Below are 21,854 nucleotides of genomic sequence, written 5' to 3' on the forward strand. Positions count from 1 at the left end.
CGGATTCCTCGGCGTCGGTCGTATACGAACCGGCGCCGCAAGCAGTCAAGCACTCCGAGGTAAGCCGTCACCACCAGGAACGGACGTTTCGTATCGGACACCGAATTGTCCACACTCACTGTCGGTTTCAGCTCTGCCAGTCGTAACATCCAGCCGCTGACGGCCGAAGAGAACCCTGAACAGGAGGAGATTCTATGAAGAAAGTGTTGACTACCGCTGTACGCGTCGCGGCGGCCGGTGTTTCGGGTTTGGCATTCGTCGCAATTGTCGGTTCCGGGACCGCCCAAGCGGCGCCGCAGGATTGCGTCGTCGAGCGAGACCTTTTCGGTGCGTCGACGACTTGCCAACCCGACGGAGGAAGCAACTACGTCTTGCACGTCGACTGCTTCGGCCTCTACGCCAGCGGGCCGTTCCCGCAGTATGGTGTCGGCTCCTATCAAGCGCTCAGCTACCCCTTCACGCCGAGCGGCCAGCGCGTCACCACGGGATGCACGGGAATGGGTCCCGGTGTGGTGGCGGTGGCGACCAACGCTTACGTCGAGATTTATCGCGGTTAGGTTCTGTCTCGAAGTGGTGTGACTTCGAACTGGGTGTGGCTTACCACACACCATTGAATCCGGGGCCTAAGGTCTGACTCGGTCCGCCCATCGGGGGCAGCTGAGTGGAGGGATTCGAAGAATGAAGTTCGAGAAGATCACCGCTGCCGTTTTCCTGGCCGTCTCGGCCGTGGGTATCACCGCGGCGACCGCCCATGCGGAACCGGCCATAACGGAGCAGCCGACTGCGGGGTACACGACTTCCGGTGTGGATCACGGAATCCCCTACGAGATCACTGTTTCGCCAGTCGACGGCGTCGTTACCACTACCGTCGAGAACGGCAGGTTCGAGATCGCACAGAACGGTGCGGTGGTGCTCGAGTCCGGCGACGGAGCGGCAGTGACCGAAGTGCCGCAACAGTACGACGTCGACGGGCATTCGATCGCGATCGCGCAGCACATCGGCGCGGACGGCCGCACCCTGACCTCGACACCGACCGCAGAAGATACCGCGCAGCTGAAGGACATCAGCTCCTACGACCGGCTCAAGGAGCAGATCAACAAGAACCTGCCCGGCGTCGTCGCCGGTGCCATCGTGGGCGGTCTCCTCGGGGCGTGCGTGATCCTGGTCTGGGGAGTCAGCATCCCCATCGGTGCGCTGATCGGTGGAACCATCGGCGGATACGCCATGGGCGGCCCGGAGTTTCTCGACGCGGTACAGGCGTTCGTCGCTAACCAGGGCAGGTGAGATAGCGGCCGACTCGACACGGCCGGTCGCCCGCGGACCCGGCCGTACTGTACGAGCCCTCCAGCGGTGCACGACGGAAGGGCTCATAGCAACCTGCGTGCGGCCAGGCTATCCGGCTGGCTCAGCCCGGTCACCGGCGATGTAGGGACCGCGGAGGTAGTCGATGTCGTCGGCGTCGGGGAACTCGGCATCGTGGTACCCGGTTGGGCCGCTGCGGCGGGCCGACAAGAGCCGCCGCGATGACCAACACGGCGAACAGCCCCCGAGATGCGGGAAGATAAGGGCGTGGATCAGGAGATTTCGAGAGCCGGCGCCGACCTGCTGGCGGCCGACATCGAGTCGGCTCTCGGCTTCGAGGTACACATCGACGAAACGATCCCCGAGCATCGGCGCCGGATGTCTTTTGCACCGGCCTGGTGGATCGAATTCAGCGTCCCGGCACTGAACGTCTTCGTCGGCACCAGCCCCGGCGAGTTCACGCCCAGCGGTGTGGCATGCGAGCTCGCCTGGCATATCCACGACGACGTCCTGTCCCGCAGCGGGAAGATCTGGCCCGCCGACCCTGCGGGTGGGGACCAGCCGTTGCTGCCCACCCTTGACGGATGGTGCGGACAGGGCGGCTCGACACCGTTCGGGCAGGTCGAGGCAGCGAAGGATCCCGATCCGGACCTCGACGGTGTGGTCCGGTGGTGGCTGCCCCGCCATTCCGACGGGCTCATTGCCAGCCACTCCGGCGACGTGTGGTTCTGCCTGTGGGAGTACAAAGGCGACGAACAACTCATTACCCCGGGCATGCCGGTGACATGGTCCATCGGCGAAGGCGGACACGGAAAGTACCGCAAGGCAAGCGAAGTCCGGCCAGCTTAGCCGTAGTTTCTTCTTGGAGAGCCGCGCGGCCGAGGTGTCTCGTGAATGATTGTTCACGAGACACGCTGCCCCGCAACATGTTTCCGCATGCTGAATGTGTAAAGTATCCCGTGTACGCGGCAACGTCAACCTGTCGGGGGTTACCAATACATTCCGTGCATGAGAATCGGCTACGGGCGGGTATCCACCCGCGATCAGCATCCGGGGCCCAGCACGCCGCGCTCACCGCGGCCGGGTGCGAGCAGATCTTCCTCGACAAGGTTTCCGGCAAGCTCGCCTCCGTCCGGAACTTGACAAGGCGCTGCTGGTGGCCAACCGGGAAGGCGATCAACCAGCGGTGCACGACGGAAGGGCTCGTAGCAACCTGCGTGGGGCAGGCTATCCGCCAATCACCTCGACGAACGCGGACAGCCACGAGAACCACCGCCTCACACTCGCCGTGGCAGCATGAGGTATTGAGAATCCAGGTGACGCCCTTGTGCCGTTGCCACCAAATCTAGTGGCACTAGATTGTCAAGCGATGCTATAGTCGGGCTATGGGGATCCAGACGCGACGAGAACGCGAACGCGCCGAGCGGCACCGGCTGATCATCGACACCGCTCGGGAGTTGGCCGAGTCGCAGGGCTGGGACGCGGTGACTGTGCGCAGGTTGGCGGAACGGATCGAATACAGCCAGCCTGTGCTGTATTCGCATTTCGCGGGCAAGGATGAGATCGTCACGGCGGTCGCCGAGGAGGGTATCGCGGAGATGGCCGCGTGGAGCCGCGCGGCGTTGGAGTCCGCGGGCGGTGAGCCGCGCGCGGCGTTGGCGGCGGTGGCGCGGTCCTACCTCGAGTTCGCGACCGCGCGGCCCGCGCTCTACGACGCGATGTTCCTGATGAAGGTGAACCTCGCGTTCGGCGAGAATGCCTCGCAGCCGCTGCGGGACGCGTTCGCCGTCATGTTCGCCGCTTTCTCACCGTTCGCGGGCGAGCACGATCCGGAGACTTTCACCGAGGTCGGTTGGAGCGCCCTGCACGGCCTGGCGACCCTGGACCGCGGCGGACGTCTGCGACCGGCTCAGCGGGACGCCCGTGTGGCGGTGTTGATCGACCAGTGGACCCGGTAGACCTCTGCCGTGGTGAGCGCACCGATCTGGGGTCGTCATTTCTGCCCTGGCTCGGGCGTTCCCAGAACTCTTGTCTCCCAGAGACTCTTACATCCCTGATTTCGTCGCGTAGTTCCGTACGCGGTTTGTGACCGATTCGCGGTTTCGGCGAGCCGCGGTTTCCTGTTTCCGGTGCGCCGAATCCAGGTCAGGCCGGAAACGGCCATTTTTCGCCCCATCGAATCGCGCGGTACGCGGCAGAGGGGTGCGTCTGTACGGGTGGCCTCGGTGTGCGGCCGTGATGCCGCCGCTCGAGCTGCGGCGGCGTCACCGGGCAGCAGGTCGGCTCGTCCGCGTCGAGGTGGGGGATGTCGGGTGCCGTCGATCGCCGAACCCGAAGCGGTCGGGCTGCCCGCGACTCGGTCGACGAGGGCCGGGACGGTAATGAGCCCCAGTCCTACCGGCGGATCCGGCGGACCGAAGACCTGTCAGCGTCAGGTGACCGGCTTGCTGGGCGACGGTGTCCGCTCGGTCGGAACACGCATGTGCGGCTTGCTGATCCGAGCGGGACCCTGCGGTAGCGATCGAAAATCTAGCAAAGCTAGACAAGATAGCGAGCAAATGTTACCGTTGCTCCAGTTCCTAACGACGCTAGAATTTGGAAAGGGAGCCGAGAATGCTCATCGTCACCGGCCAGATCATCGCCGCCGCCGCCGTTGTCTCGAATGCCATCGTCTATGGCACCGATGTCTCCGTGGCCATGATCACCCGATCGGTCTACCGCAAGCTCGACGACGCGACCGTGACCATGAGTGCGGGCTGGGGTCACTACTACGGCGACAGGCGCATGCCGGTCGTCGGCGTGGTCGGTGTGGTCAGCGCGGTACTCACGCTGCTGATCGCGTTGTGGGCCGGGCAGATCGGCGCCGCTGTCGCGGCGGGGATCACGGTGGCGGCACTGCTCACCTGGCTGGCCTTCTACGTCCGCATCGCCAAGCCGATCAATTCCCAGCAGACCGCCGCCGCGCGAAGCGGCATCATCCCGGCCAATGCCCGTGCCCTGCAGGACAAGTGGGACAGCATTCTGAAATACCGGGTCACCCTGCAGTTCGTCGCCATTGCCGGACTGTGCGCCGCGCTGATCCTGTTCTGACCTCAGAGCACGCGGCAGGCAACAGCTTGCGCTTCCCGCGCCCGACAACTCACAGCTGATCGCCGGGCGCACATCTGATATCGAATCCACCAAGGAGTAACCGACATGACCTTCACCATCAACGAACAGCAATTCCTCGCCGAGGCCGGGATCGGCCGGCTGGCCACGGTGTCGCCCGACGGCGTCGTGCAGAACAACCCGACCAGCTATCGGGTGAACGCCGACGGCACGATCGACATCGGGGGCATGCGGATGCGCGCCAGTCGAAAGTACCGCAATGTCGAGGCAGGCAGCCGGGTCTCGTTCGTCATCGACCAACAGGTTTCATTGGAGCCATACGTGATTCGCGGCATCGAGGTACGCGGCACCGCCGAGGCGCTCGATGACGAGGAGCCACCGTTCCACCCCCAGGAACGCGCGATCATCCGAATTCACCCCGAACAGGTCATCTCCTGGGGCATCGACGGCGGACCCTTCGACTTCACCAGTCGCCGCGCCGAGTAGTCAGGAGTGCCGATCGGCATAGCGGGTGTGCGAGTGGGGCGATCGTCGCAACCTCCCGAATCGGGAGTGTTGCGACGATCGCGTGAACACGCCATATCCGGGCCGTAGAGCCTCGTTCCCCACTGGTCGGGCGCGCCCTTGCCGTCGGCGGCGCACCAACCGAGTGTGTCCGAGGCAATCGCGGTGGCGGCGCCGCCTGACGGCTTGACCCTCACGCAGCGGGAGGATGGAGGGTGGGGTGCATGAGTGATTACTACAACGCGTTCGAGATCAGTCCCGTGCCCGCTCCCGGCCCGGACGCGGTCCCGCCGGAGCCGTTTCGTGGCATTTATGGAATGCCCGCGTTCGTGACTATCCCCACGAGCGATTTGGCGGCGTCGGTGGATTTCTGGATTCGTGGGCTCGGGTTCTTCGAGCTGTTCAGCATTCCCGGCAGAGTTGTGCATCTGCGCCGGTGGGCCTTTCAGGACGTCCTCCTCGTCCCGGCGGGGAGCGTTCCGGAGCAGGCGCCGGCGGTGAGCTTCAGTTTCGCGTGCGTGCTCAGCCAGGTCGATTCCCTTGTTGAGAACTGTCGTGCGTTGCGCCCGAACTCGGTCGACGGTCCACGGGATACCCCGTGGAACACCCGTGACGTGGAGGTGATCACCCCCGAGAACGCGCGGATCGTTTTCACTGCGGCGAAGCCCTTCGATCCGGCCAGTCAGGAGGCGCGGAATCTCGAGGCCGTCGGGATCACCCCACCGGGTGTCGGTCGCGGCGACAATGTTGAGCATGCCTGATGCCACTGACGCCGATGGCCTGACTGTCGGTCAGGTCTCGACGCGTCTGGGCGTGACGGTCCGCGCGCTACACCACTGGGATGAGATCGGTCTGGCGCGCCCGTCGCTGCGGACGGTTGCCGGATATCGGCTCTACACCGCAGGTGATCTGGAACGCCTGCACCGAATCGTCGTCTACCGTGAGCTCGGTCTCGGCCTGGACAGGATCCGGGCCATCTTGGACGATTCGGCCGCAGACGTGCCCGGCGCATTGCGCGCGCAGCGCACCCAGATCGCCGAACGGATCGACCGGCTCCAGCAACTCGGCGCCGGACTGGATCGGATGATCGACGCCCACGAGCGCGGCCTGCTGCTGACCGTGGAGCAGCAGGCCGCGATCTTCGGCCCCCAGTGGCAGCCGGACTGGCCCGCCCAAGCCCGTCAGCGCTACGGAGACACGACGCAATGGCAGCAGTACGCCGAACGCTCAGCCTCTCGCGGTCCGGAAGAATGGCAGGCCATCGCCGACGCCATGGCCGATATCGAGCGCGCCCTCGGGGATGCGATGGACGCCGGTGTCACGCCTGGGAGTCCGGAAGCGAATCAACTCGTCGAGCGGCACCGCGAAGTGTTCGCTTCGTACTTTCCCCTCACCAGGCAGATGCAGGTCTGTCTCGGCCGCAGGTACGAGGCTGACCCGGGATTCGCCGCCCACTACGACGGCATCCGCGCAGGCCTTGCCACGTGGTTCCGTCGAATCATCGACGCTAGCGCGCGCGCCCACGACATCGACCCGGACACCGCGAACTGGGAGTAGAGCGGGGGCGGAGTCATCTGAAACGGATGAACGATCGCACGGGTTGTCACTTCACTTTCGCAGTTTTGGGCGAACGGGTGTTCGACGCGTACGGCGATGTTCTCGGCTACCAACTACGGGCGCGCGGCCAACCCCGCCGGACAGCGTGTAAAGAGTCTTTACAGTCCCGCACTCCAGCGCTGACCACCCCGCCACGACCAGGAGAACCCGATCTGTAAGCGGCTACTCAAGACTGGTGGTAGGGCTCGATCCCGGCCAGGATCAGTCCCAGGTACCCGGTGGGAGGCTCTCTAAGCGGCTGCCCACCAGCGTCGTCGGTGTGGCTCGCTAATGGCTTGCGTCCCATCGGGTTACCGTGCGGGCGTGGCTGGAAAGGGGTCTGCCCTGGCACGAAGTAGCGGTGCCTTCCTGCACGGATACCGATCCGTCGATCTGGAAGGATACCGATGTCGGTCATCATCGGCATTGACCCGCACAAACGCTCGGCCACCATCGAAATCATCGACTCCGACGCGAAGATCCTCGCGACCGGGCGTTACGGCACCGACACCGCCGGATACAGTGAAATGCTCGTCGCCGCACAACGATTCCCGCAACGGGTATGGGCGATCGAGGGTTGCAACGGTGTCGGACGGCATGTGGCGCACCGGCTCGTGGCCGACGGGGAAACCGTCATCGACGTGCCCGCGAAACTGTCGGCGCAGGTGCGGGTGTTCGCCACCGGCAACGGCCGTAAAACCGACCCGGTCGACGCGCATTCGGTCGCGTTGGCGGCGTTGCGGTCGCCGAATCTGCGCCGGGTAGAGGCGGATCCGGAGCTGGTCGCGTTGGGTCTGCTGGTCGATCGTCGTGACGAGCTCGGCCGTGCCCGCACCGAACTGTTGAACCGTATTCACCGGCTGCTGCTGGAACTGGTGCCCGGAGGTGCCAAGAGGTTTCTGTCGGCCATGCAGGCCCGCGCCCTGGACGAGACCGTTGAACCCGGCGATGCCGCGGCCCGGGTTCGTTTACGGCTGGTGAACGAGCTGATCGACGATCTCGAGGTCGTCGACCGGAAAGCAAAAGCTGCGGACAAAGAACTCAAGCAACTGGTTCTCGCCCGCGGGTCGACTCTGATGGATCTGAACGGCATCGGACCCTGCGGTGCGGCACGGCTTCTCGCCGACACCGACAACGTCCACCGTTTCGTGTCCCGGGACCGGTTCGCTTCCTGGAACGGCACCGCACCCTTGGATGCCTCCTCCGGCCAGCAGCAGCGACACCGGCTCTCCCGAGCCGGCAACCGCAAGATCAACCACGTCCTGCACACCATGGCCGTGGTCCAACTGCGTCACCCGACGGCAGGCAGGGGCTATTACGACAGCAATGTCAGTTCATGTCGAGATGTCATGCCCCCGAGGCCATGCACTGGCGGATACCCAATGATGGGAAGTTGATCGAGGCCCGGACCCCTAGCCTCGGGACGAGACCGCGCCGGTCCCATCCATCATCGAAATCGAACGTTTCCGCGTTCCTCCAGAGGTTGTTGTATGACTCGCACTACGCCGCCACGTCCGGTCGATCTCGTGGCCGTCTTTCCTGAGCTGGCGCCACTGGCCCGCACCGCGACTCGGTTGCACCCCCGTCCGGGAACACCATCGGCGCACGACAGTTCGATCGGGGGGCCACTGTTGTGGCCGGCGAGCGAGCCATGGCCGTACTGCCACGCTGAGGACCACGATTTGGAACCGGATTCCGACGGTTCGATTGCGATGGTGCCGGTCGCGCAGTTGTATGTCCGTGACGTGCCCGGTTTGTCTCCGCCCGAGGGGACGGACCTGCTGCAAGTGTTGTGGTGCCCCTTCGAGCACGACGACGATGGTATGCCCAAGACCGCACTGTTCTGGCGGTTGGCAGCGGCGATCACCGACGTTCTGATGGATCCTCCGGAAGCCGCGGAGTACGAGGAAGACCTGGTGCCCGATTCGTGCATGATCGATCCGGAACAAGTGATCGAATACCCGCACTCAGGGGAGCTCGAGGGGGAGCTTCGGCAACGAGTGGACCAGTGGACCATGGCCCAGATTCCCGGAGTCGAGTTCGGCGGTCTCGAAGACGACGATCACCCTTACAACTTCTTGTGTATCGCACCCGGATGGAAGATCGGCGGCTTTATCAGATGGGGCATGCAAGATCCCTATCCGAATCCTTGCCCCACCTGCGGCACCCCGACCGAGCCGCTACTGACGATCGCCAGCCGCGAGTGGCGATCCGACATCCACCACTGGATTCCGTATGAGGACCAAGCCGCCAACATCTCATGGGGCGCTTACCAAGGCGGGCCGAACACGCCGACCCAGATCTGCGTCTCCGACGTCAACGACCAGATCATCCGAATCTGCCCGGTGTCACATGAGCACCCACACATCCAGATGATGCAATAACCAATTACACGCTGAACGTTCACTTCCACGGCTGCGGTGTAACCGTGCTCGGCATTACCGAGCACTATGGTTCAGGATAGTCAGGTAGGTCTGAGCGACCGGAATGGCAGCTGACGTGTGACAGCCGGTGACCTTGTCGGCGTGTCGGGGAATCGGCGGCGGGTGTGTGGGGTGTTGATCGGCGGTTTGTGTCGATTCCTGCGGTACCGAAGTCGTTGCGGCCCTTGCTGGATGCGTTCCGGCCGTGTTTCACCACCCCCACCTTCACCACGTTCGTCGCCCTGACGGTCGGGGTGATCGCCGCGCCCACGCGGCGGACGGTGTGCGGCATGCTCACCGCCGCCCGGCTCGGCGGGACGTGGCATCACAGTCGCGCGCATCGGTTCTTCGCTTCTGCCCGCTGGAGCCTGGACCGGGTCGGTGTGGTGATGCTGGGGCTGGTGGTCGGCTGGCTCACCCCGGCCGGTGCGCCGCTGTTGATCGCGGTCGATGACATGCTGTTCCGGCGCAGCGGCAAGAAGGTGCACGGTGCGGTGTGGGCCTACGACGGCTCCCGCCAGGTCGCCAAAGGCCAGGCCAAACTGTCCAAAGGCACGACTTTCGTCGTTGCGGCTGTGGTGGTGGCGCTGCCGTTCGCGGAGCGTCTGATCGCGTTGCCGGTGCTGTTCCGGTTGTGGCGCCCCGGCGGGCCGACGAAACCGTCCTCGCCCGCGACCTGGTCCGGCTGGTCGCCGCCGCCCGCTCCGACCGGCGCATCCACGTCGTCGCCGACGGCGCCTACGTGTGCAGCACTCTGCGGCAGCTGCCTGTCAACGTGACCTTGACCGGGCCGCTGCCCCGCAATGCCGCCCTCTACGAGGTGCATCCCGACCTGGACAACCCGCCGAATATGCGCGGGCGACGGGGCCGGCCCCGCACCCGCGGCGAAAGTATCGGCACCCCGGCCGATCTCGCCGCCACCACACCCGGACAGCAGGTCACGGTGACCCGCTACGGTCGCACCGCCACCGTGACCGTGCACGAACGCCGCTGCCTGTGATACGGCGCGTTCCGATCCCAGCCGGTGCGGGTGCTGGTCGTGCGCGAACCTCGCCGATCCGGTCTGGCGCTGCTGACCACCGACACCACCACCGCGGCAGCCGAACTCATCGAGCGGTACTCGATGAGGTGGTCCGTGGGAGGTCGCATTCTTCGACGCGAAGCATGTCACCGGCGCCGACGAGGCCCGCAACCGCACCCGGCTCGCGGTGGAGCGCACCGTCCCTTTCGGGATGCTCACCCAGACCCTGGTGATCCTCTGGTATCACCTCGCCGGGCATTCACCGGGCGTCGTCGCCGAGCACCGCGGCCGGGCGCGCTGGTACACCACCAAACACCATCCCAGCTATCCCGACATGCTCGCCAAGCTGCGCCGCACGCTGATCGCTGCCCAATATTGTGCCGACCTACCTGGCGACCCCACCCCTGAACAAATTCACACCATTCGCCTGACCTGGGCAAACACCGGCACCTGATCGCGAAACACGAGGTTGTCAGAGGCCGCGCAGACCTTTGCCGAAGACGACGGTGCCCATGATGAGCAGCACGATGGCCAACACCAGGTGGCTGTTGGCCTGGAGCCGATTGCGCAGGCGTTCGAGCGGGTTGCGTAGCCGGTCGGCGGCGAGGATGTAGCCGAGAATCACGGCTAGCACGCTGGAGGCGGCGAGCAGAGTGAAGACGGCGACGGCGACGATCTGGCCGCCGACGCTGGTGTTGCTGGAGCCGATGATCACGCCTGCCGACAGGCACAGCAGCAGATTCTTCGGGTTCACGGCCGACAACAAGATCCCCAGCCCGGTGGCCCTGGCGACGGTGAGTCGGTCGACCACGCGCATCCACCCCGGTACCTCGGTATCGGTGCGCGACCGCCACTGTGCCACGGCCAGCGCGAGGAGCAGTATCCCGAGCACGATCTTTACCCATGCGCCCGCCGTCGAGGGTTGCCGATCAGCCGAACCACCCAGCGACCCGGACAGCAGCGCCACAAGCGTTGTCGCCGCGAGGATGCCCACGACCCAGCCGAGCGCGAACCCGCGACCGGCTCCGCCCGCGTGGGCCGACAGGATCATCAAGATCGCCGCGATGATCGGAATCGGTGAGATCGCGACCCCTACCGCGAGAGGCAACAGATCGCCCAGGACAGCGCCCATCTTCCGAACCCTAGAGCAGTCACCGCGCCGTTCAGGGGATGCGGACCTTTGTCGGCGGCCTTCGTAACCACCCTGTGCCCCTGGGCGAGGCTCCGCCGTGGCGATATCACCCCGGAGGGAGGAGGACAGATGACCCGCCTATTTCGACCGCCAGAAGCTCGGTGCCGGTGCCCCCACCACGCAGCGGTCCGGCAGTTCCAGGGTTGGGCCGCCCAGTGGGAAATAACGTAGAAGTTGTCAACGATGGGCAAAGCTAGAGATCGAAGGGGCGCAGCGGGCTTATCGGCTGGTGCAGGTCCGTAAGGCTCCTGACAGGCTCCCCGGCAGCACCGGAGGGACTCCTTCCGGAAAACCTGGCGGCAACCGGTAGGCAGCGACCAAAACTGCAGGAGATACTGTTGGAGTTCGATATGTCGAAGCTGACCCCCGCGGAACGCGATTTCGTGGACGGAGCTCTCGCCAGCTGGGTGGGAGTCTCGACGAACGCGCCGATCCCAGTGCGCGCACTGGGGTTCGCCGATCGTGATCGGTTCGATGACGAAACCGTCAGGCTCCGTCACGCTGTCCGCGACGGCATCACGGTAGGAAGCACGGCCCGAAAAGCTCTACCCCGTCGGGCATTGGGCCGGTACCTCCGCGAGCAACGCAACGGCCAGGGCCTCAAGCTGGCGGATGTCGCCGGGCTCATGGAGTGGAGCATCAGCAAGCTCGGCCGCATCGAGCGCGGCGAAGAAGGCAAACTGCGGAAGGCCGATGTCCAGCAGCTATGCGAGATTCTGGGCTTCAGCGAAGACCGAACCGCCGTCATGGTCGGACTCGCGCAGCAAGCGGATGTGAAGAACTGGTGGCACGCTTTTGGTGATCTCATCCCCGATGGCTTCGTGATGTATGTCGACATGGAGTCGTCTGCCCATGAGATGACGATCTACCGTCCGGACCTGGTTCCAGGCTTGTTACAGACGGTCGGCTACGCTCGGGCGCTGGACCGGATCTACTTCCCGCATGATTCGGAAGACGAGCAGGAGCGACGGATCCGACTCCGAATGGAGCGGCAGTCCATCCTTACCCGGAAGACAAAGCCGACTCGCATCGACGTGGTGCTACACGAATCGGTGCTGCACACGATTGTTGGCGATCCGGCGACCATGGCCGCGCTGCTGCGTCACCTGGCGGACATGAGTACTCGACCCAACGTGAGCATCCGGATCTTGCCGTACACCGCTGGCATTCCGATCGGCGTACCTATCGGCCCGTTCGTGATCCTCGACTTTGCGCCAGATGTGGAGGGCGTTACCGAAACCGACCGTGATCTACGTCGAGAACTTCACTGGAGACTTGTACCTTGAGCGTGAAGAAGACGTGAACAGTTACCGTGAAGCGTCTGCAACGATCCAACGTGCTGCGTTGGACGCCGTGACTAGCCGGGATATGCTCCGGCGGGTAGCAAGGGAGTTTTCGTAGTGACCGTTGATTTGTCCGGGGCGCGTTGGTTCAAGAGCAGCCGCAGCTCGGGAGGCAAGGAATGCGTCGAGGTGGCGTTTCTTGACGGTGGTCACGTCGGCGTCCGCGACTCGAAGAATCCGACCGGCCCCGCACTGGTGTTCGCACCGGGCGAGTGGGACGCGTTCACCGCTGGCGTGAACGACAGCGAGTTCGATCGGCCGTAGCAGTAGCAACAACTGCGGCCCGGTCCGCTGTCCTGGAACGGACAGGGACCGGGCCGTTTTCGTTGAGATTCACGGCGCTATGTGGCGGTGTTTCCCGCTATCAGGTGGCTGGCAATCTGGAAGGGCATGCGGCCGGTTCAGCCGTGTATGGCCAAGCGGTCGAAACTTGCGCGACTATGCGAGGCGGACATCCGCAGTGGCGAGGCCGAAGATCTTGCGCCCTGCGGATTTGGCGACGATGACGATGACGGCGGTCCTGGTGTCGGGGTCGACCGACTTCACGCGCCCGGTGAACTCGACACTTCCGGGGGAGGCGGCTTCCACGATCGTGTAGTTCGAGAGCCGGACCGCGTACCTGGTCATCGCGCCCGGGTCACCCAGCCACTCGGTGACGAAGCCTGCTCCCAAACCCATCGTGAGCATGCCGTGCGCGATCACGTCCGGAAGGCCCGCGAGCGCCGCGATGTCGTCGTGCCAGTGGATCGGGTTGGCGTCTCCAGCGACGCCGGCGTAGTTCACCAAATCGCCCCGCGTCAGCCGCGCGATCCGTGCGGGAAGCTCGTCACCGACCGAGATGTCCTCGAAGCGGATGCCGGTGCGCGGAACTCGCGTCCGGACGGTCGTGGACTGATGTGGGCGGGGCTCCGAAGCCGGATGTGTCACCGACTGCCTGTCCGCCGCCGCTGCCTGGCCTGCGGTGGCGTTTCGCGAGGGCACCTCGATACCGTGCATGACCACGCGCTCGATCGCGCCGCTGATGCCCGCGTCGACGTCCTCGCCGGTAATGCCGACGACGGTCGTGTGCATGACCTGCACAACTCGGCTTGTCTGGTCGGTGAAGGTGTTCTTGACGGTGAGCAGATCCTTGCCCGCTATGCGGCGAACCGAAGCGAGCTCGACATCGCTGGCCAGCCGGTCACCGGCCACCACCGGGTGGTGCATCTCGAAGACCTGATCGGTTTGCACGAACACGTCGTAGCCGGTGATGACACTCTCGAAAAGCTTGCGGTTGGCGAGCATCGCGGCGATCGAGATGAATGTGGTCGGCGCGACCAGGCCCGCGTACCCGAGCTCGTCGGCAGCGTCCTCGCTCCAGTGCGCGGGATGGAAGTCCTGCACGGCTCGCGCGTACTCGCGGATCTTCTCCCGACCCACCTCGTAATAGTCATCGACGCGATAGTGATGCCCCACCTGCCCGGCCACATCGAATGTCGCTTCCACCAAGCCGCTCCTCGCTTCAGATTCCTACCAGCCGCCCAATCGGGTAATCGCAGAACCCGACTGCATCGAATGGACACCACTCTTTCACGACGCACGGCTAGGTCCGACAGGACAAGTCGAGGATGCCGACCGTCGGTACTCCGAAGTGTTTCGTGCGTGACTCCACGTCGCTTCGTGATCGGCAGCGGGTAGTCGCACGTCCTCTACCTGCGTAAACGCCGAAAACCTGGGATCGGTAGGGCGCGAATCGTTCCTACCTTTTTCTCAACGGCCCGACAGGAGGCCGGAGGAACCGAACCAGGGGCGCCGCCCCTCGAACGACAAGGACACAGACCATGAACACCACTTCGCTCCGCATCGCCGCCGCCGCCATCGCCGCTGCCGCCGCAGTCGGCGTGCTCACCGGATGCGGTGACAGCAAGGGCAGCTCGCCCGCCGCGCCCTCCTCGGCGCAGCCTGCGGCCCCGGCGGGCAAGTCGGTCGCTTCGGTCGACGGCAAGGCCTTCGACGCGAAGTTCGACACCACCTGCGCCAAGCAGGGCGGCACCCTGGCGCTCGCGCTGACCGACGTCGCGAACTCCGCCTACGGCAACCTCTCGGTGAGCGCGACCATCACCGACGCGAACACCGTGCAGGCGGTCGCGATCGCGGGCAGCAAGGGCGGCGACAACGGCCTGCCCTACGCGGTCGGCTTCGGCAACGGCATGCCGGGCGGCTCCGCCAAGGTCGTCAAGGACGGCAACACCTTCAAGGTCACCGGCGAGGGCGTGGGCGCCCCCGACCTGACCAACCCACTGGCCGGGCCGAAGACGTCGAAGTTCGACATCACCTTCGCCTGCTCGTCCATCGTCGGCGCCTGATCGCCGCATGCCCTCCGATCCGCCCCCGTCATCCTGGCGACCTACCGGGATGACGGGGCGCGGTGAAATCTCGACTCTCACAAAGGAAGTGCCATGAAGAAGATCCGTTCGACCGCCCTCGCCCTCGGCGCCGCCGCGATCGGCTACTACGTCTACCACGCCGTCACCTACGTCCCCACCAGCGAATGGGAGCCCGCCGGAATGGGTTGGCTCGGCGTCGAAATGGCGCTGCCGATCATCGCGCTCACCCTGATCCCCATCGTGTTCGCGTTCACCGGCGAAGGCATCCTGAGCGCGCTGACCGGACGCAACAGCGCGGAGTTCCGCGACGGGCTCACCGGCCTCGGCACCGTCCGATCGGTGCGGCAGACCGGCGTCACCGTCAACGACCAGCCGCAGGTCCACGTCGAGTTCAGCGTGGAAGGCTCGGACGGCAAGATCTTCCATTCCTCCGCGAAGATGATCGTGCCGCTCACCGAACTGGCCCTGCTGCGCGCCGGGGTGGTGCTGCCCGTGCGTTACCTGCCCGGCCGGACCGACAAGGTCGAGGTCGACCTGTCCGGCGACGCGGCCGCCGCGCAGCACGCGATGAACGAGTCCCTGATCCGCAAGGGCATAACCACGCGGCACAAGCTCGACATCGCCGAGCGCGGCATCGCCACCCAGGCGGTGGTGCAGTCGCTGTCGGTCACCGGCAATATCCGCGACGGACACTCCGAGGTCGAACTCGGACTGGTCGCCACCCGGCCCGATGGCTCGAGCTTCGCGACCCGGGTGACGAAGTTCCTCGCACCGGCCAGCGTCGGCCACGTGCAGGTGGGCCGGGTACTGCGGGCGCACTACCTTCCCGAGAACGAAAGCGAGGTCGTCATCGCCCTTCCGGTGAACGCCTGATGGGTGAGCCGGGCGAAGCCGCCTTTCGACACCGATGCCGCGTCGATTCGAGATCATCGAATCGGCGCGGCACTCGTTTGTTCCCAGCTCTGGCGGCCCGGCAATTTGAGGGTTACCTAATTGGGCGGTTGTTCACTTTGCCGTCCCTTCCGGATTGTCCGGATGGTTTACCGTGCGGCCATCGGCCAAACCCAGGAGTCACCGTGAGTCTTCAGCCACTCGCCCTTTTCGTGAAGCACGACGGACAGTCGTCGCGCGCTGCCGTGACATGTGAGTACAAGTGCGCGAACGCGTGCTTCCACGAGGCGCCGAACACCTCCTCGGGCGCCTACTTCGGTGACATCGTCAGCTCCATGAACCGGCGCGGACTGATCAAGGGCGGTGCGGCCGCCGTGCTCGCGGTGGGTGCGGGCAGCGTCCTCGCGGCCTGCGGCGACGACAGCGAGCCGACCACAGTGGGCTCCACCTCGCCCGCGGGCCCGCCCGGAACCGGCACCGACTTCGCCGCCGTCGCGCCGAACAAGGAAGACGCCGTGGTGATCCCGGACGGCTACGAGCAGTCCGTCGTGATCCGCTGGGGCGACCCGCTGTTCCCGGACGCGCCCGCCTTCGACTTCGACAAGCAGACCGCCGCCGCGCAGGCCGAGCAGTTCGGCTACAACAACGACTTCGCCGCCCTGCTGCCGATCGAGGGCCAAGCCAACAGCTACCTACTGGTGGTCAATCACGAGTACACCACCAGCCCGCACATGTTCCGCGGCTACAACAAGGACGCGCCGACCGACGAGCAGATCGCGGTCACCATGGCCGCGCACGGCTTGACCGTGGTGGAGGTGAAGGGCGAAGCCGGTTCCGGCAAGCTCGTTCCCGCCTTCGGCAAGTACAACCGCAGGATCACCGCGAGCACCGAGTTCAAGCTCACCGGTCCGGCCGCGGGCAGCGACTTCGTGAAGACTTCGGCCGATCCGACCGGCACCAAGGTGCTCGGCACCTTCGCCAACTGTTCGGGCGGCCTGACGCCGTGGGGCACCGTGCTGTCCGGCGAGGAGAACTTCCACGGCTACTTCGCCAACGCGGACAAGGTGACCGAGTCGGCCGCAGCTGCGCGGCTGAAGCGCTACGGTTTCGCCGCGGGCAAGACCACCAACCTGTGGGAGCGCGCGGACAAGCGTTTCGATCTGGCGCAGGAACCCAACGAGGCCAACCGATTCGGGTACGTCATCGAGGTGGACCCGTGGGATCCGAACTCGACGCCGATCAAGCACACCGCGATGGGCCGGGTGAAGCACGAGGCCGCCACCATCTACGTCACCAAGAACGGCGACGTCGTCTCCTACACCGGTGACGACGAGAAGTTCGACTACATGTACAAGTTCGTGTCCTCGCGCAAGATCCAGCCGGGCACCGGCGCGGCGAGCATGCGGCAGAATCTGACCATCCTGGACGCGGGCACGCTGTATGTCGCCAAGCTCGCGGGCGATCACGCGGACAAGATCGACGGCACCGGCGCCAAGCCGTCCGACAAGGGCTTCACCGGCACCGGCCAGTGGATCCCGCTGCTGGAGACCGGCGCGGACGGCAAGGGCAAGTCGCTGGTCGAGGGCATGAGCGCGGAAGAGGTGGCGGTCTTCACCCGCCTGGCCGCCGACAAGGTGGGCGCGACCAAGATGGACCGCCCGGAGGACTTCGAGGCCAACCCCTACACCGGCAAGGTGTATGTGGCGCTGACCAACAACGACAACCGCGGCGCGGACGGCAAGCAGGGTCCGGATGAGGCGAACCCGCGCAAGCTGAACAAGAACGGCCAGATCCTGGAGATCGACGACAACCACACCGGCACGACGTTCACCTGGTCGCTGCTGCTGGTCTGCGGCGATCCCGCGGCGGCCGACACCTACTTCGCCGGGTACGACAAGTCCAAGGTCAGCCCGATCTCCTGCCCCGACAACCTGGCCTTCGACCCGTACGGCAACTTGTGGATCGCCACCGACGGCAACGCGTTGAAGTCGAACGACGGGTTGTTCTCCGTGGTGCTCGACGGTCCGAATCGCGGCCGGACCAAGCAATTCCTCACCGTGCCGCGTGGTGCGGAGACCTGCGGTCCGGTGGTCAGCGAGGCGCGGGTCATGGTGTGTGTACAGCATCCCGGCGAGGCCGACGACGCCACTCCGGAGAACCCGTTGTCGCACTGGCCCGACGGTGGTACGGCCCAGCCCCGCCCCTCGGTGGTGGCGGTCTGGAAGAAGGCCGGCGGCCGCATCGGGGTCTGATACCACAGCCGCGGCACCCCCGGCCCCCTGCAACCACGGCCACCCTCCGCGGCTTTCCCGCGAGTGGAGCCGCTACTCGACTGGGCGGGTAGCGGCTCCGCTCTTGACTCGGCGTTTCCTCCCGACGCCGCTTCATCCGCCCAGCCAACCGGCGAACCGGCGGGTGAGGAACGGCATCACAACCCAGACCATGGCGGCCACGGCGATGGGAACGATGACGGCCAGCCGGAGCGCGGGCGGCAGCTGCTCGAGCTGCGGGGCGGTGGCAGTCACCAGGAGGACGAGCAGGGGATACAGGCCGACGACGGTCAGCAGCCAGATCTTCCATTTGGTCGGGCCGGTACCGGTTTCGGCGGTCACGAGCCGGCCGCCAGGATGTCGGTGACGAGGCGGACCGCCTCCGGGAGTTCGATGTGGTCCTCGGGGTAGTCGCCCAGATGCCGTCCGCCGGGAAGGACGACAGCGGCGGCGCCGAGGTTGCGGACCAGCAGGCCGACGTGTTCGACGGGGTCGGGGATATTGACCGGGTCGTCGATTGCGGAGAGGACGCGGAACTCGCCGGCGGCATTGCGAATTCGTTCCCAATCGAAGGGTTGCTCGAAGAATTCCGCCAATTCGGCGTATCCGACTTCGTGGGCGGCGGTGGATACCAGGACCGCCCCCGCGAAGCGGCCATGTGCGTCGGGATCGTGCTGTTCGAGCATGCGGAGTACGTTGACGCCGCCGATGCTGTGGCCGATCACGACCGTGTCGCGGGCTGGGCCGGCCTCGGAAGCTGCCGCCGCCAGAGTCTTTCGCCACGGGTCGAGGCGGGGTGCGCTGGGGTCGGGGAGGTTCGGGACGACCACTGTGTGGCCGAGCGCTGTCAGCTCCGCGGACAAGTAGGGGAACCACACGCTGTCGCCGGCCGCGTTGTAGCCGTGCGAGACGATGATCGTGCTCATCGGATTGTCACCTCTGACTCGATTCAATCGAAACGCTCCGTAGCGTTTCGATAAAAAGGTAGCAGACCGATACACTCGGCGCCATGACAATCGGTCGGACCGGCGGACGGCAGCGCAGCAGTTCCGCGCGACAGGCCGTCCTGTGCGCGACAGCCGAACTCCTGGACGAACAGGGCTACGGCAAGATCACCATCGAAGGTGTCGCCGCGCGCTCCGGCGTGGCCAAGAGCACGATCTATCGCTGGTGGAAATCCAAGCCTGCGCTGGTGATGGAGGCCCAGGCCGAGGCGGTCGCGCAGCGCATGCCGGAACCCGATACCGGATCCGTCGAGGCCGACCTGATCGCCTTCGCCGCCGCACTGTATCGCGTCGTCGAGTTCCCGCTCCGCGTCGAGGCGCTGCGCGGCATGATGGCCGAAGCCCAGCTCGACTCGGATTTCGCCGGTCATTTCCGCGAATGGGTGCAATCACGCCGAAAAGTGATGTCCGACATCCTCTCTCGCGGCGTGGCCCGTGGCGAACTCGCCGCCGACCTCGACCTCGACCACGCCACCGACCTGATCTTCGGCCCCTTCTGGTACCGCCTGCTCGTCGCCCATGCCCCGCTCGACCCCGCCGACGCCCCCGCGCACATCACCCGCCTCCTCGCCGGCCTTCGCCGCCCCTCTGTCGGCTGAAACCCGGAGGGAAGGTGTGGCGGTCGGTCGATGAAGGCCTACCCGCTGCCGGTGCCGCTCATGTTGGCGTAACCGGCGAAACTGCCCTGGGCGCCGCTGTAGACGTTGAGGTCGACGCGGCCCGCGATGCCCGGAATGGTGCCGCTGTCGGTGGTCTGCCAGAACGTCCAGGTGGACCAGCCGCCGGGGACCTCGGGTTGGGGGTTGCCCCGGTAGTCGGCGATCCACAGCGGGTACTCGGCGAACTCGTCGGTGTCGGCCATCGCGGTACGCCAGAAGTTGGGGTAGGTGTAGACGATCGGGGCGCGGCCGGTGAGCATTTCCACGGTGTTCAGATAGCGGCGGGTCCAGTCGATCAACGCCGCGGGGCCGAGACCGCCGGTGTTCTCCAGATCCAGCACCGGCGGCAGATCGAGCGGCCCGTTCTGTCCCAGCGCCACCGCCGCGTAGAGCGCGGCCTGCGGTTCGGGGGGCAGGTTGGGCCGGGCGTAGTGGTAGGTGCCGCGAGCCATTCCGGCCGCGCGCATCAGCAGGCTGTCGGGCACGAAGTACGGGTTGACGTAGCTGAGCCCCTCGGTGGCCTTGACCATGGCGAAGTCGTGGCCGGAGCGTTTGACCGCGAACCAGTCGATCACGGTTGCGTCGGTGTGCTGCCACGAGGAGACGTCCGGACCGGTCGGCGCGGCGGTCGCGGGTAGCGTGGCGGCGAAGATGCCGGACAGCGTGATCAGTGACAGCGCCGCGCCGCGGCGAGTGGTCGACCTCCAGATGTCCATGCCGCAGGACGATAGCCATTCGCTCTGGCCGTTACCAGTGTGACGGCTGGGGTGTCAGAACTGTTCTGAGCTTTCACCCCATCCAATCCAGCACCGACGCCGCCGTCCACGACTGCTGCATGCTGCCGAGCGGTTCGCCGGTGAACGGCTCGTAGTACTCGGCGAAGCTGCCGTCGCTGGCCTGGCGCAAGCCCTCGGCGCGCAGCATGAACGAGCGCTCGGCCCAGCCGCGCCGAGCGAAGACCCAGGAGAACAGCCAGCTCATCACCGGCCACACCGGCCCGCGCCAATACTCGCGGGAACGGAAGTCCTTGGACACCGGCGAGGTCGATGGCGGCAGCGCGTAACGCAGATCCGGATGGCCGCAGAAGCGCGGGCCCTCGAACAGGCGCAGCAGAGCGCGCTCGGTGTCGCGGGGGAGGCCGCCGCACAGCAGCGGCGCGAACATCGAGAGCGTCTCGGTGTTGATCCACCGCTGCAACCGCACGTCGAAATCGCGGGCCGCGCCGGTGCGGGCGTCGGCCGTCGCGACGACGCCCGCGCGGAACCGGTCGGCCCACGCGTAGAGATCGCGCACGTCGGCGTGGGGTTGCTTGTACTCCTCGCCGATATTGGCCAGCACCTCGCAGGCCAGCGCGAAGATTCCGGTGACGAACACGTCCTCGACGGCGAAGCTCATGGTCGAGGCGAGCTGATAGTCGTCATAACCCGCTCGGCGCATCTGCTCGACCAGCCACAGATAGCGGTCGTACTCGCGGTCGGTGGGGCGCTGGGTCGGATCGGAGACCACCAGCACGTCCTCACGGCGATAGGGCGGCAGATCGCCGGGAACCACGTGCTCGTAGGCGCGATCCCAGCGCGGCGAGTTGTCCATCCCGGACTCCCAGCCGTGATACAGCGTGATGCGGCCGGTCTCCTTGGGGTCGCGGGCATGCGCCAGCCAGCGGTGCCAGCGCACCAGATCCGGCCAGCGCCGGTTGAGGAACTCCTCGGCCACGGACCTGGTGCTGCGGCCGTGCCTGCGGGAATGATCCAGGATCCGCTGCACCGCGATGGCGTGCACGGGCGGCTGGGTGATCCCCGACGTGTCCGGGCCGTCGGGCGCGTTGGCCGCCAGCTTGCGGCACTCCCAGCGGGCCGGGCCGGGGAAGTAACCGTCCACGCCGTTGGCGAAGACGATGTGCGGGATCATGCCGTTCTTCCACTGCGCGGACAGCAGGGTGTCCAGCTCGACCACGGCCCGCTCCACGCTCAGCGGCGCGAGCCCGACCGCGACGAACGCCGCGTCCCAGCTCCACATGTGCGGGTACAACCTGGGCGCCGCGCTGGTCATCGTGCCCAGGTCGTTGCCGCGCAGCAGGTAGGCAGCGCGGGCCGCGAGCTGAGTGGGGGTGAAGCCCGGATGTGCCATCCCCCTATTCTGCGATGTCACCCGCAGATATGCCCGCTCAGCGGTGTT

Annotated in this window: 24 protein-coding genes and 1 pseudogene; 19 read left to right on the forward strand and 6 right to left on the reverse strand. The window is 65.9% G+C overall.

The window, feature by feature from the left end; genetic code table 11:
* The first annotated feature begins 194 nt into the window (after nucleotides 1-194).
* The 12 genes and pseudogenes from ABZW96_RS04260 to ABZW96_RS04315 all read left to right on the forward strand — a co-directional run bounded on the left by ABZW96_RS04260 (nucleotide 195) and on the right by ABZW96_RS04315 (nucleotide 10,408).
* Entirely contained in the window at nucleotides 195-557 is a 363-nt protein-coding gene (locus ABZW96_RS04260) for a hypothetical protein (protein ID WP_355071230.1), read from the forward strand.
* A 121-nt stretch (nucleotides 558-678) separates the two neighbouring features.
* Nucleotides 679-1,284, forward strand: a complete 606-nt coding sequence (locus ABZW96_RS04265) for a hypothetical protein (RefSeq protein ID WP_355071232.1) — start codon at nucleotides 679-681, stop codon at nucleotides 1,282-1,284.
* A gap of 285 nt (nucleotides 1,285-1,569) precedes the next feature.
* Nucleotides 1,570-2,151 carry a hypothetical protein gene (locus ABZW96_RS04270; protein WP_355071234.1) on the forward strand — a complete coding sequence of 194 codons (582 nt, stop codon included), beginning with the start codon at nucleotides 1,570-1,572 and terminating at the stop codon, nucleotides 2,149-2,151.
* 536 nt (nucleotides 2,152-2,687) lie between these two features.
* A complete protein-coding gene (locus tag ABZW96_RS04275) occupies nucleotides 2,688-3,260 on the forward strand; it encodes a TetR/AcrR family transcriptional regulator (protein WP_355071236.1) in 573 nt (190 codons plus the stop codon).
* A 655-nt stretch (nucleotides 3,261-3,915) separates the two neighbouring features.
* Nucleotides 3,916-4,392 (forward strand): DUF1772 domain-containing protein, encoded by a 477-nt coding sequence (locus ABZW96_RS04280; protein WP_355071238.1) that lies wholly within the window; start codon nucleotides 3,916-3,918, stop codon nucleotides 4,390-4,392.
* A gap of 105 nt (nucleotides 4,393-4,497) precedes the next feature.
* A complete protein-coding gene (locus ABZW96_RS04285) occupies nucleotides 4,498-4,896 on the forward strand; it encodes a PPOX class F420-dependent oxidoreductase (RefSeq protein WP_355071240.1) in 399 nt (132 codons plus the stop codon).
* A 335-nt stretch (nucleotides 4,897-5,231) separates the two neighbouring features.
* Nucleotides 5,232-5,675, forward strand: a complete 444-nt coding sequence (locus ABZW96_RS04290) for a VOC family protein (protein ID WP_355071242.1) — start codon at nucleotides 5,232-5,234, stop codon at nucleotides 5,673-5,675.
* Complete coding sequence (locus ABZW96_RS04295; RefSeq protein WP_355071244.1) at nucleotides 5,668-6,471, forward strand: MerR family transcriptional regulator; 804 nt, start codon at nucleotides 5,668-5,670, stop codon at nucleotides 6,469-6,471. The genes ABZW96_RS04290 and ABZW96_RS04295 overlap by 8 nt, the downstream gene beginning before the upstream one ends.
* 446 nt (nucleotides 6,472-6,917) lie before the next feature.
* On the forward strand, nucleotides 6,918-7,907 hold the full coding sequence (locus ABZW96_RS04300; RefSeq protein WP_355071246.1) for an IS110 family transposase: 990 nt from the start codon (nucleotides 6,918-6,920) through the stop codon (nucleotides 7,905-7,907).
* Between the two features lie 315 nt (nucleotides 7,908-8,222).
* Entirely contained in the window at nucleotides 8,223-8,894 is a 672-nt protein-coding gene (locus ABZW96_RS04305; protein ID WP_355071248.1) for a hypothetical protein, read from the forward strand.
* A gap of 293 nt (nucleotides 8,895-9,187) precedes the next feature.
* Nucleotides 9,188-9,933 (forward strand): annotated as a pseudogene (locus ABZW96_RS04310) (transposase).
* A 232-nt stretch (nucleotides 9,934-10,165) separates the two neighbouring features.
* Nucleotides 10,166-10,408 (forward strand): hypothetical protein, encoded by a 243-nt coding sequence (locus tag ABZW96_RS04315; RefSeq protein ID WP_355071250.1) that lies wholly within the window; start codon nucleotides 10,166-10,168, stop codon nucleotides 10,406-10,408.
* A gap of 18 nt (nucleotides 10,409-10,426) precedes the next feature.
* On the opposite strand, the gene ABZW96_RS04320 is transcribed toward ABZW96_RS04315, so the two are convergent.
* The gene (locus ABZW96_RS04320; RefSeq protein WP_355071252.1) at nucleotides 10,427-11,086 is read right to left on the reverse strand and encodes a GAP family protein; all 660 of its coding nucleotides are present in this window, start codon (nucleotides 11,084-11,086) and stop codon (nucleotides 10,427-10,429) included.
* Between the two features lie 398 nt (nucleotides 11,087-11,484).
* Here ABZW96_RS04320 and ABZW96_RS04325 point away from each other — a divergent pair, with 398 nt between their 5' ends.
* From ABZW96_RS04325 to ABZW96_RS04335, 3 genes are read left to right on the forward strand one after another with little or no spacing between them, the layout of a single operon-like run.
* Complete coding sequence (locus tag ABZW96_RS04325) at nucleotides 11,485-12,432, forward strand: helix-turn-helix transcriptional regulator (protein ID WP_355071253.1); 948 nt, start codon at nucleotides 11,485-11,487, stop codon at nucleotides 12,430-12,432.
* The gene (locus ABZW96_RS04330; protein ID WP_355071255.1) at nucleotides 12,365-12,547 is read left to right on the forward strand and encodes a Scr1 family TA system antitoxin-like transcriptional regulator; all 183 of its coding nucleotides are present in this window, start codon (nucleotides 12,365-12,367) and stop codon (nucleotides 12,545-12,547) included. Before ABZW96_RS04325 ends, ABZW96_RS04330 begins: the two co-directional genes overlap by 68 nt.
* The gene (locus tag ABZW96_RS04335) at nucleotides 12,547-12,753 is read left to right on the forward strand and encodes a DUF397 domain-containing protein (protein WP_355071257.1); all 207 of its coding nucleotides are present in this window, start codon (nucleotides 12,547-12,549) and stop codon (nucleotides 12,751-12,753) included. The genes ABZW96_RS04330 and ABZW96_RS04335 overlap by 1 nt, the downstream gene beginning before the upstream one ends.
* A gap of 174 nt (nucleotides 12,754-12,927) precedes the next feature.
* Here ABZW96_RS04335 and ABZW96_RS04340 read toward each other — a convergent pair whose 3' ends face one another.
* Complete coding sequence (locus tag ABZW96_RS04340; protein ID WP_355071259.1) at nucleotides 12,928-13,977, reverse strand: fused (3R)-hydroxyacyl-ACP dehydratase subunits HadA/HadB; 1,050 nt, start codon at nucleotides 13,975-13,977, stop codon at nucleotides 12,928-12,930.
* 332 nt (nucleotides 13,978-14,309) lie between these two features.
* Here ABZW96_RS04340 and ABZW96_RS04345 point away from each other — a divergent pair, with 332 nt between their 5' ends.
* The 3 genes from ABZW96_RS04345 (at nucleotide 14,310) to ABZW96_RS04355 (ending at nucleotide 17,998) form a co-directional block, all read left to right on the forward strand.
* Nucleotides 14,310-14,834: a lipoprotein LpqH gene (locus tag ABZW96_RS04345; RefSeq protein ID WP_355071261.1), complete on the forward strand. Its 525-nt coding sequence runs from the start codon at nucleotides 14,310-14,312 to the stop codon at nucleotides 14,832-14,834.
* Between the two features lie 93 nt (nucleotides 14,835-14,927).
* Nucleotides 14,928-15,728 carry a hypothetical protein gene (locus ABZW96_RS04350; protein ID WP_355071263.1) on the forward strand — a complete coding sequence of 267 codons (801 nt, stop codon included), beginning with the start codon at nucleotides 14,928-14,930 and terminating at the stop codon, nucleotides 15,726-15,728.
* A 203-nt stretch (nucleotides 15,729-15,931) separates the two neighbouring features.
* Nucleotides 15,932-17,998 (forward strand): PhoX family phosphatase, encoded by a 2,067-nt coding sequence (locus ABZW96_RS04355; RefSeq protein WP_355071265.1) that lies wholly within the window; start codon nucleotides 15,932-15,934, stop codon nucleotides 17,996-17,998.
* A gap of 132 nt (nucleotides 17,999-18,130) precedes the next feature.
* On the opposite strand, the gene ABZW96_RS04360 is transcribed toward ABZW96_RS04355, so the two are convergent.
* A complete protein-coding gene (locus ABZW96_RS04360; RefSeq protein WP_051021448.1) occupies nucleotides 18,131-18,358 on the reverse strand; it encodes a hypothetical protein in 228 nt (75 codons plus the stop codon).
* A complete protein-coding gene (locus ABZW96_RS04365) occupies nucleotides 18,355-18,942 on the reverse strand; it encodes an alpha/beta fold hydrolase (RefSeq protein ID WP_355071267.1) in 588 nt (195 codons plus the stop codon). Before ABZW96_RS04365 ends, ABZW96_RS04360 begins: the two co-directional genes overlap by 4 nt.
* 83 nt (nucleotides 18,943-19,025) lie before the next feature.
* On the opposite strand from ABZW96_RS04365, the gene ABZW96_RS04370 reads away from it, so the two are divergent.
* A complete protein-coding gene (locus tag ABZW96_RS04370; RefSeq protein WP_355071269.1) occupies nucleotides 19,026-19,619 on the forward strand; it encodes a TetR/AcrR family transcriptional regulator in 594 nt (197 codons plus the stop codon).
* Nucleotides 19,620-19,657: 38 nt separating this feature from the next.
* Here ABZW96_RS04370 and ABZW96_RS04375 read toward each other — a convergent pair whose 3' ends face one another.
* Nucleotides 19,658-20,395: a glycoside hydrolase family 25 protein gene (locus tag ABZW96_RS04375; protein WP_355071271.1), complete on the reverse strand. Its 738-nt coding sequence runs from the start codon at nucleotides 20,393-20,395 to the stop codon at nucleotides 19,658-19,660.
* 73 nt (nucleotides 20,396-20,468) lie between these two features.
* Nucleotides 20,469-21,806 carry a glycogen debranching protein gene (locus tag ABZW96_RS04380; protein ID WP_355071273.1) on the reverse strand — a complete coding sequence of 446 codons (1,338 nt, stop codon included), beginning with the start codon at nucleotides 21,804-21,806 and terminating at the stop codon, nucleotides 20,469-20,471.
* Between the last annotated feature and the right edge of the window lie 48 nt (nucleotides 21,807-21,854).

This window comes from Nocardia sp. NPDC004168 (genome assembly GCF_040610355.1).
In the GTDB taxonomy this organism is placed as follows: domain Bacteria; phylum Actinomycetota; class Actinomycetes; order Mycobacteriales; family Mycobacteriaceae; genus Nocardia; species Nocardia sichangensis.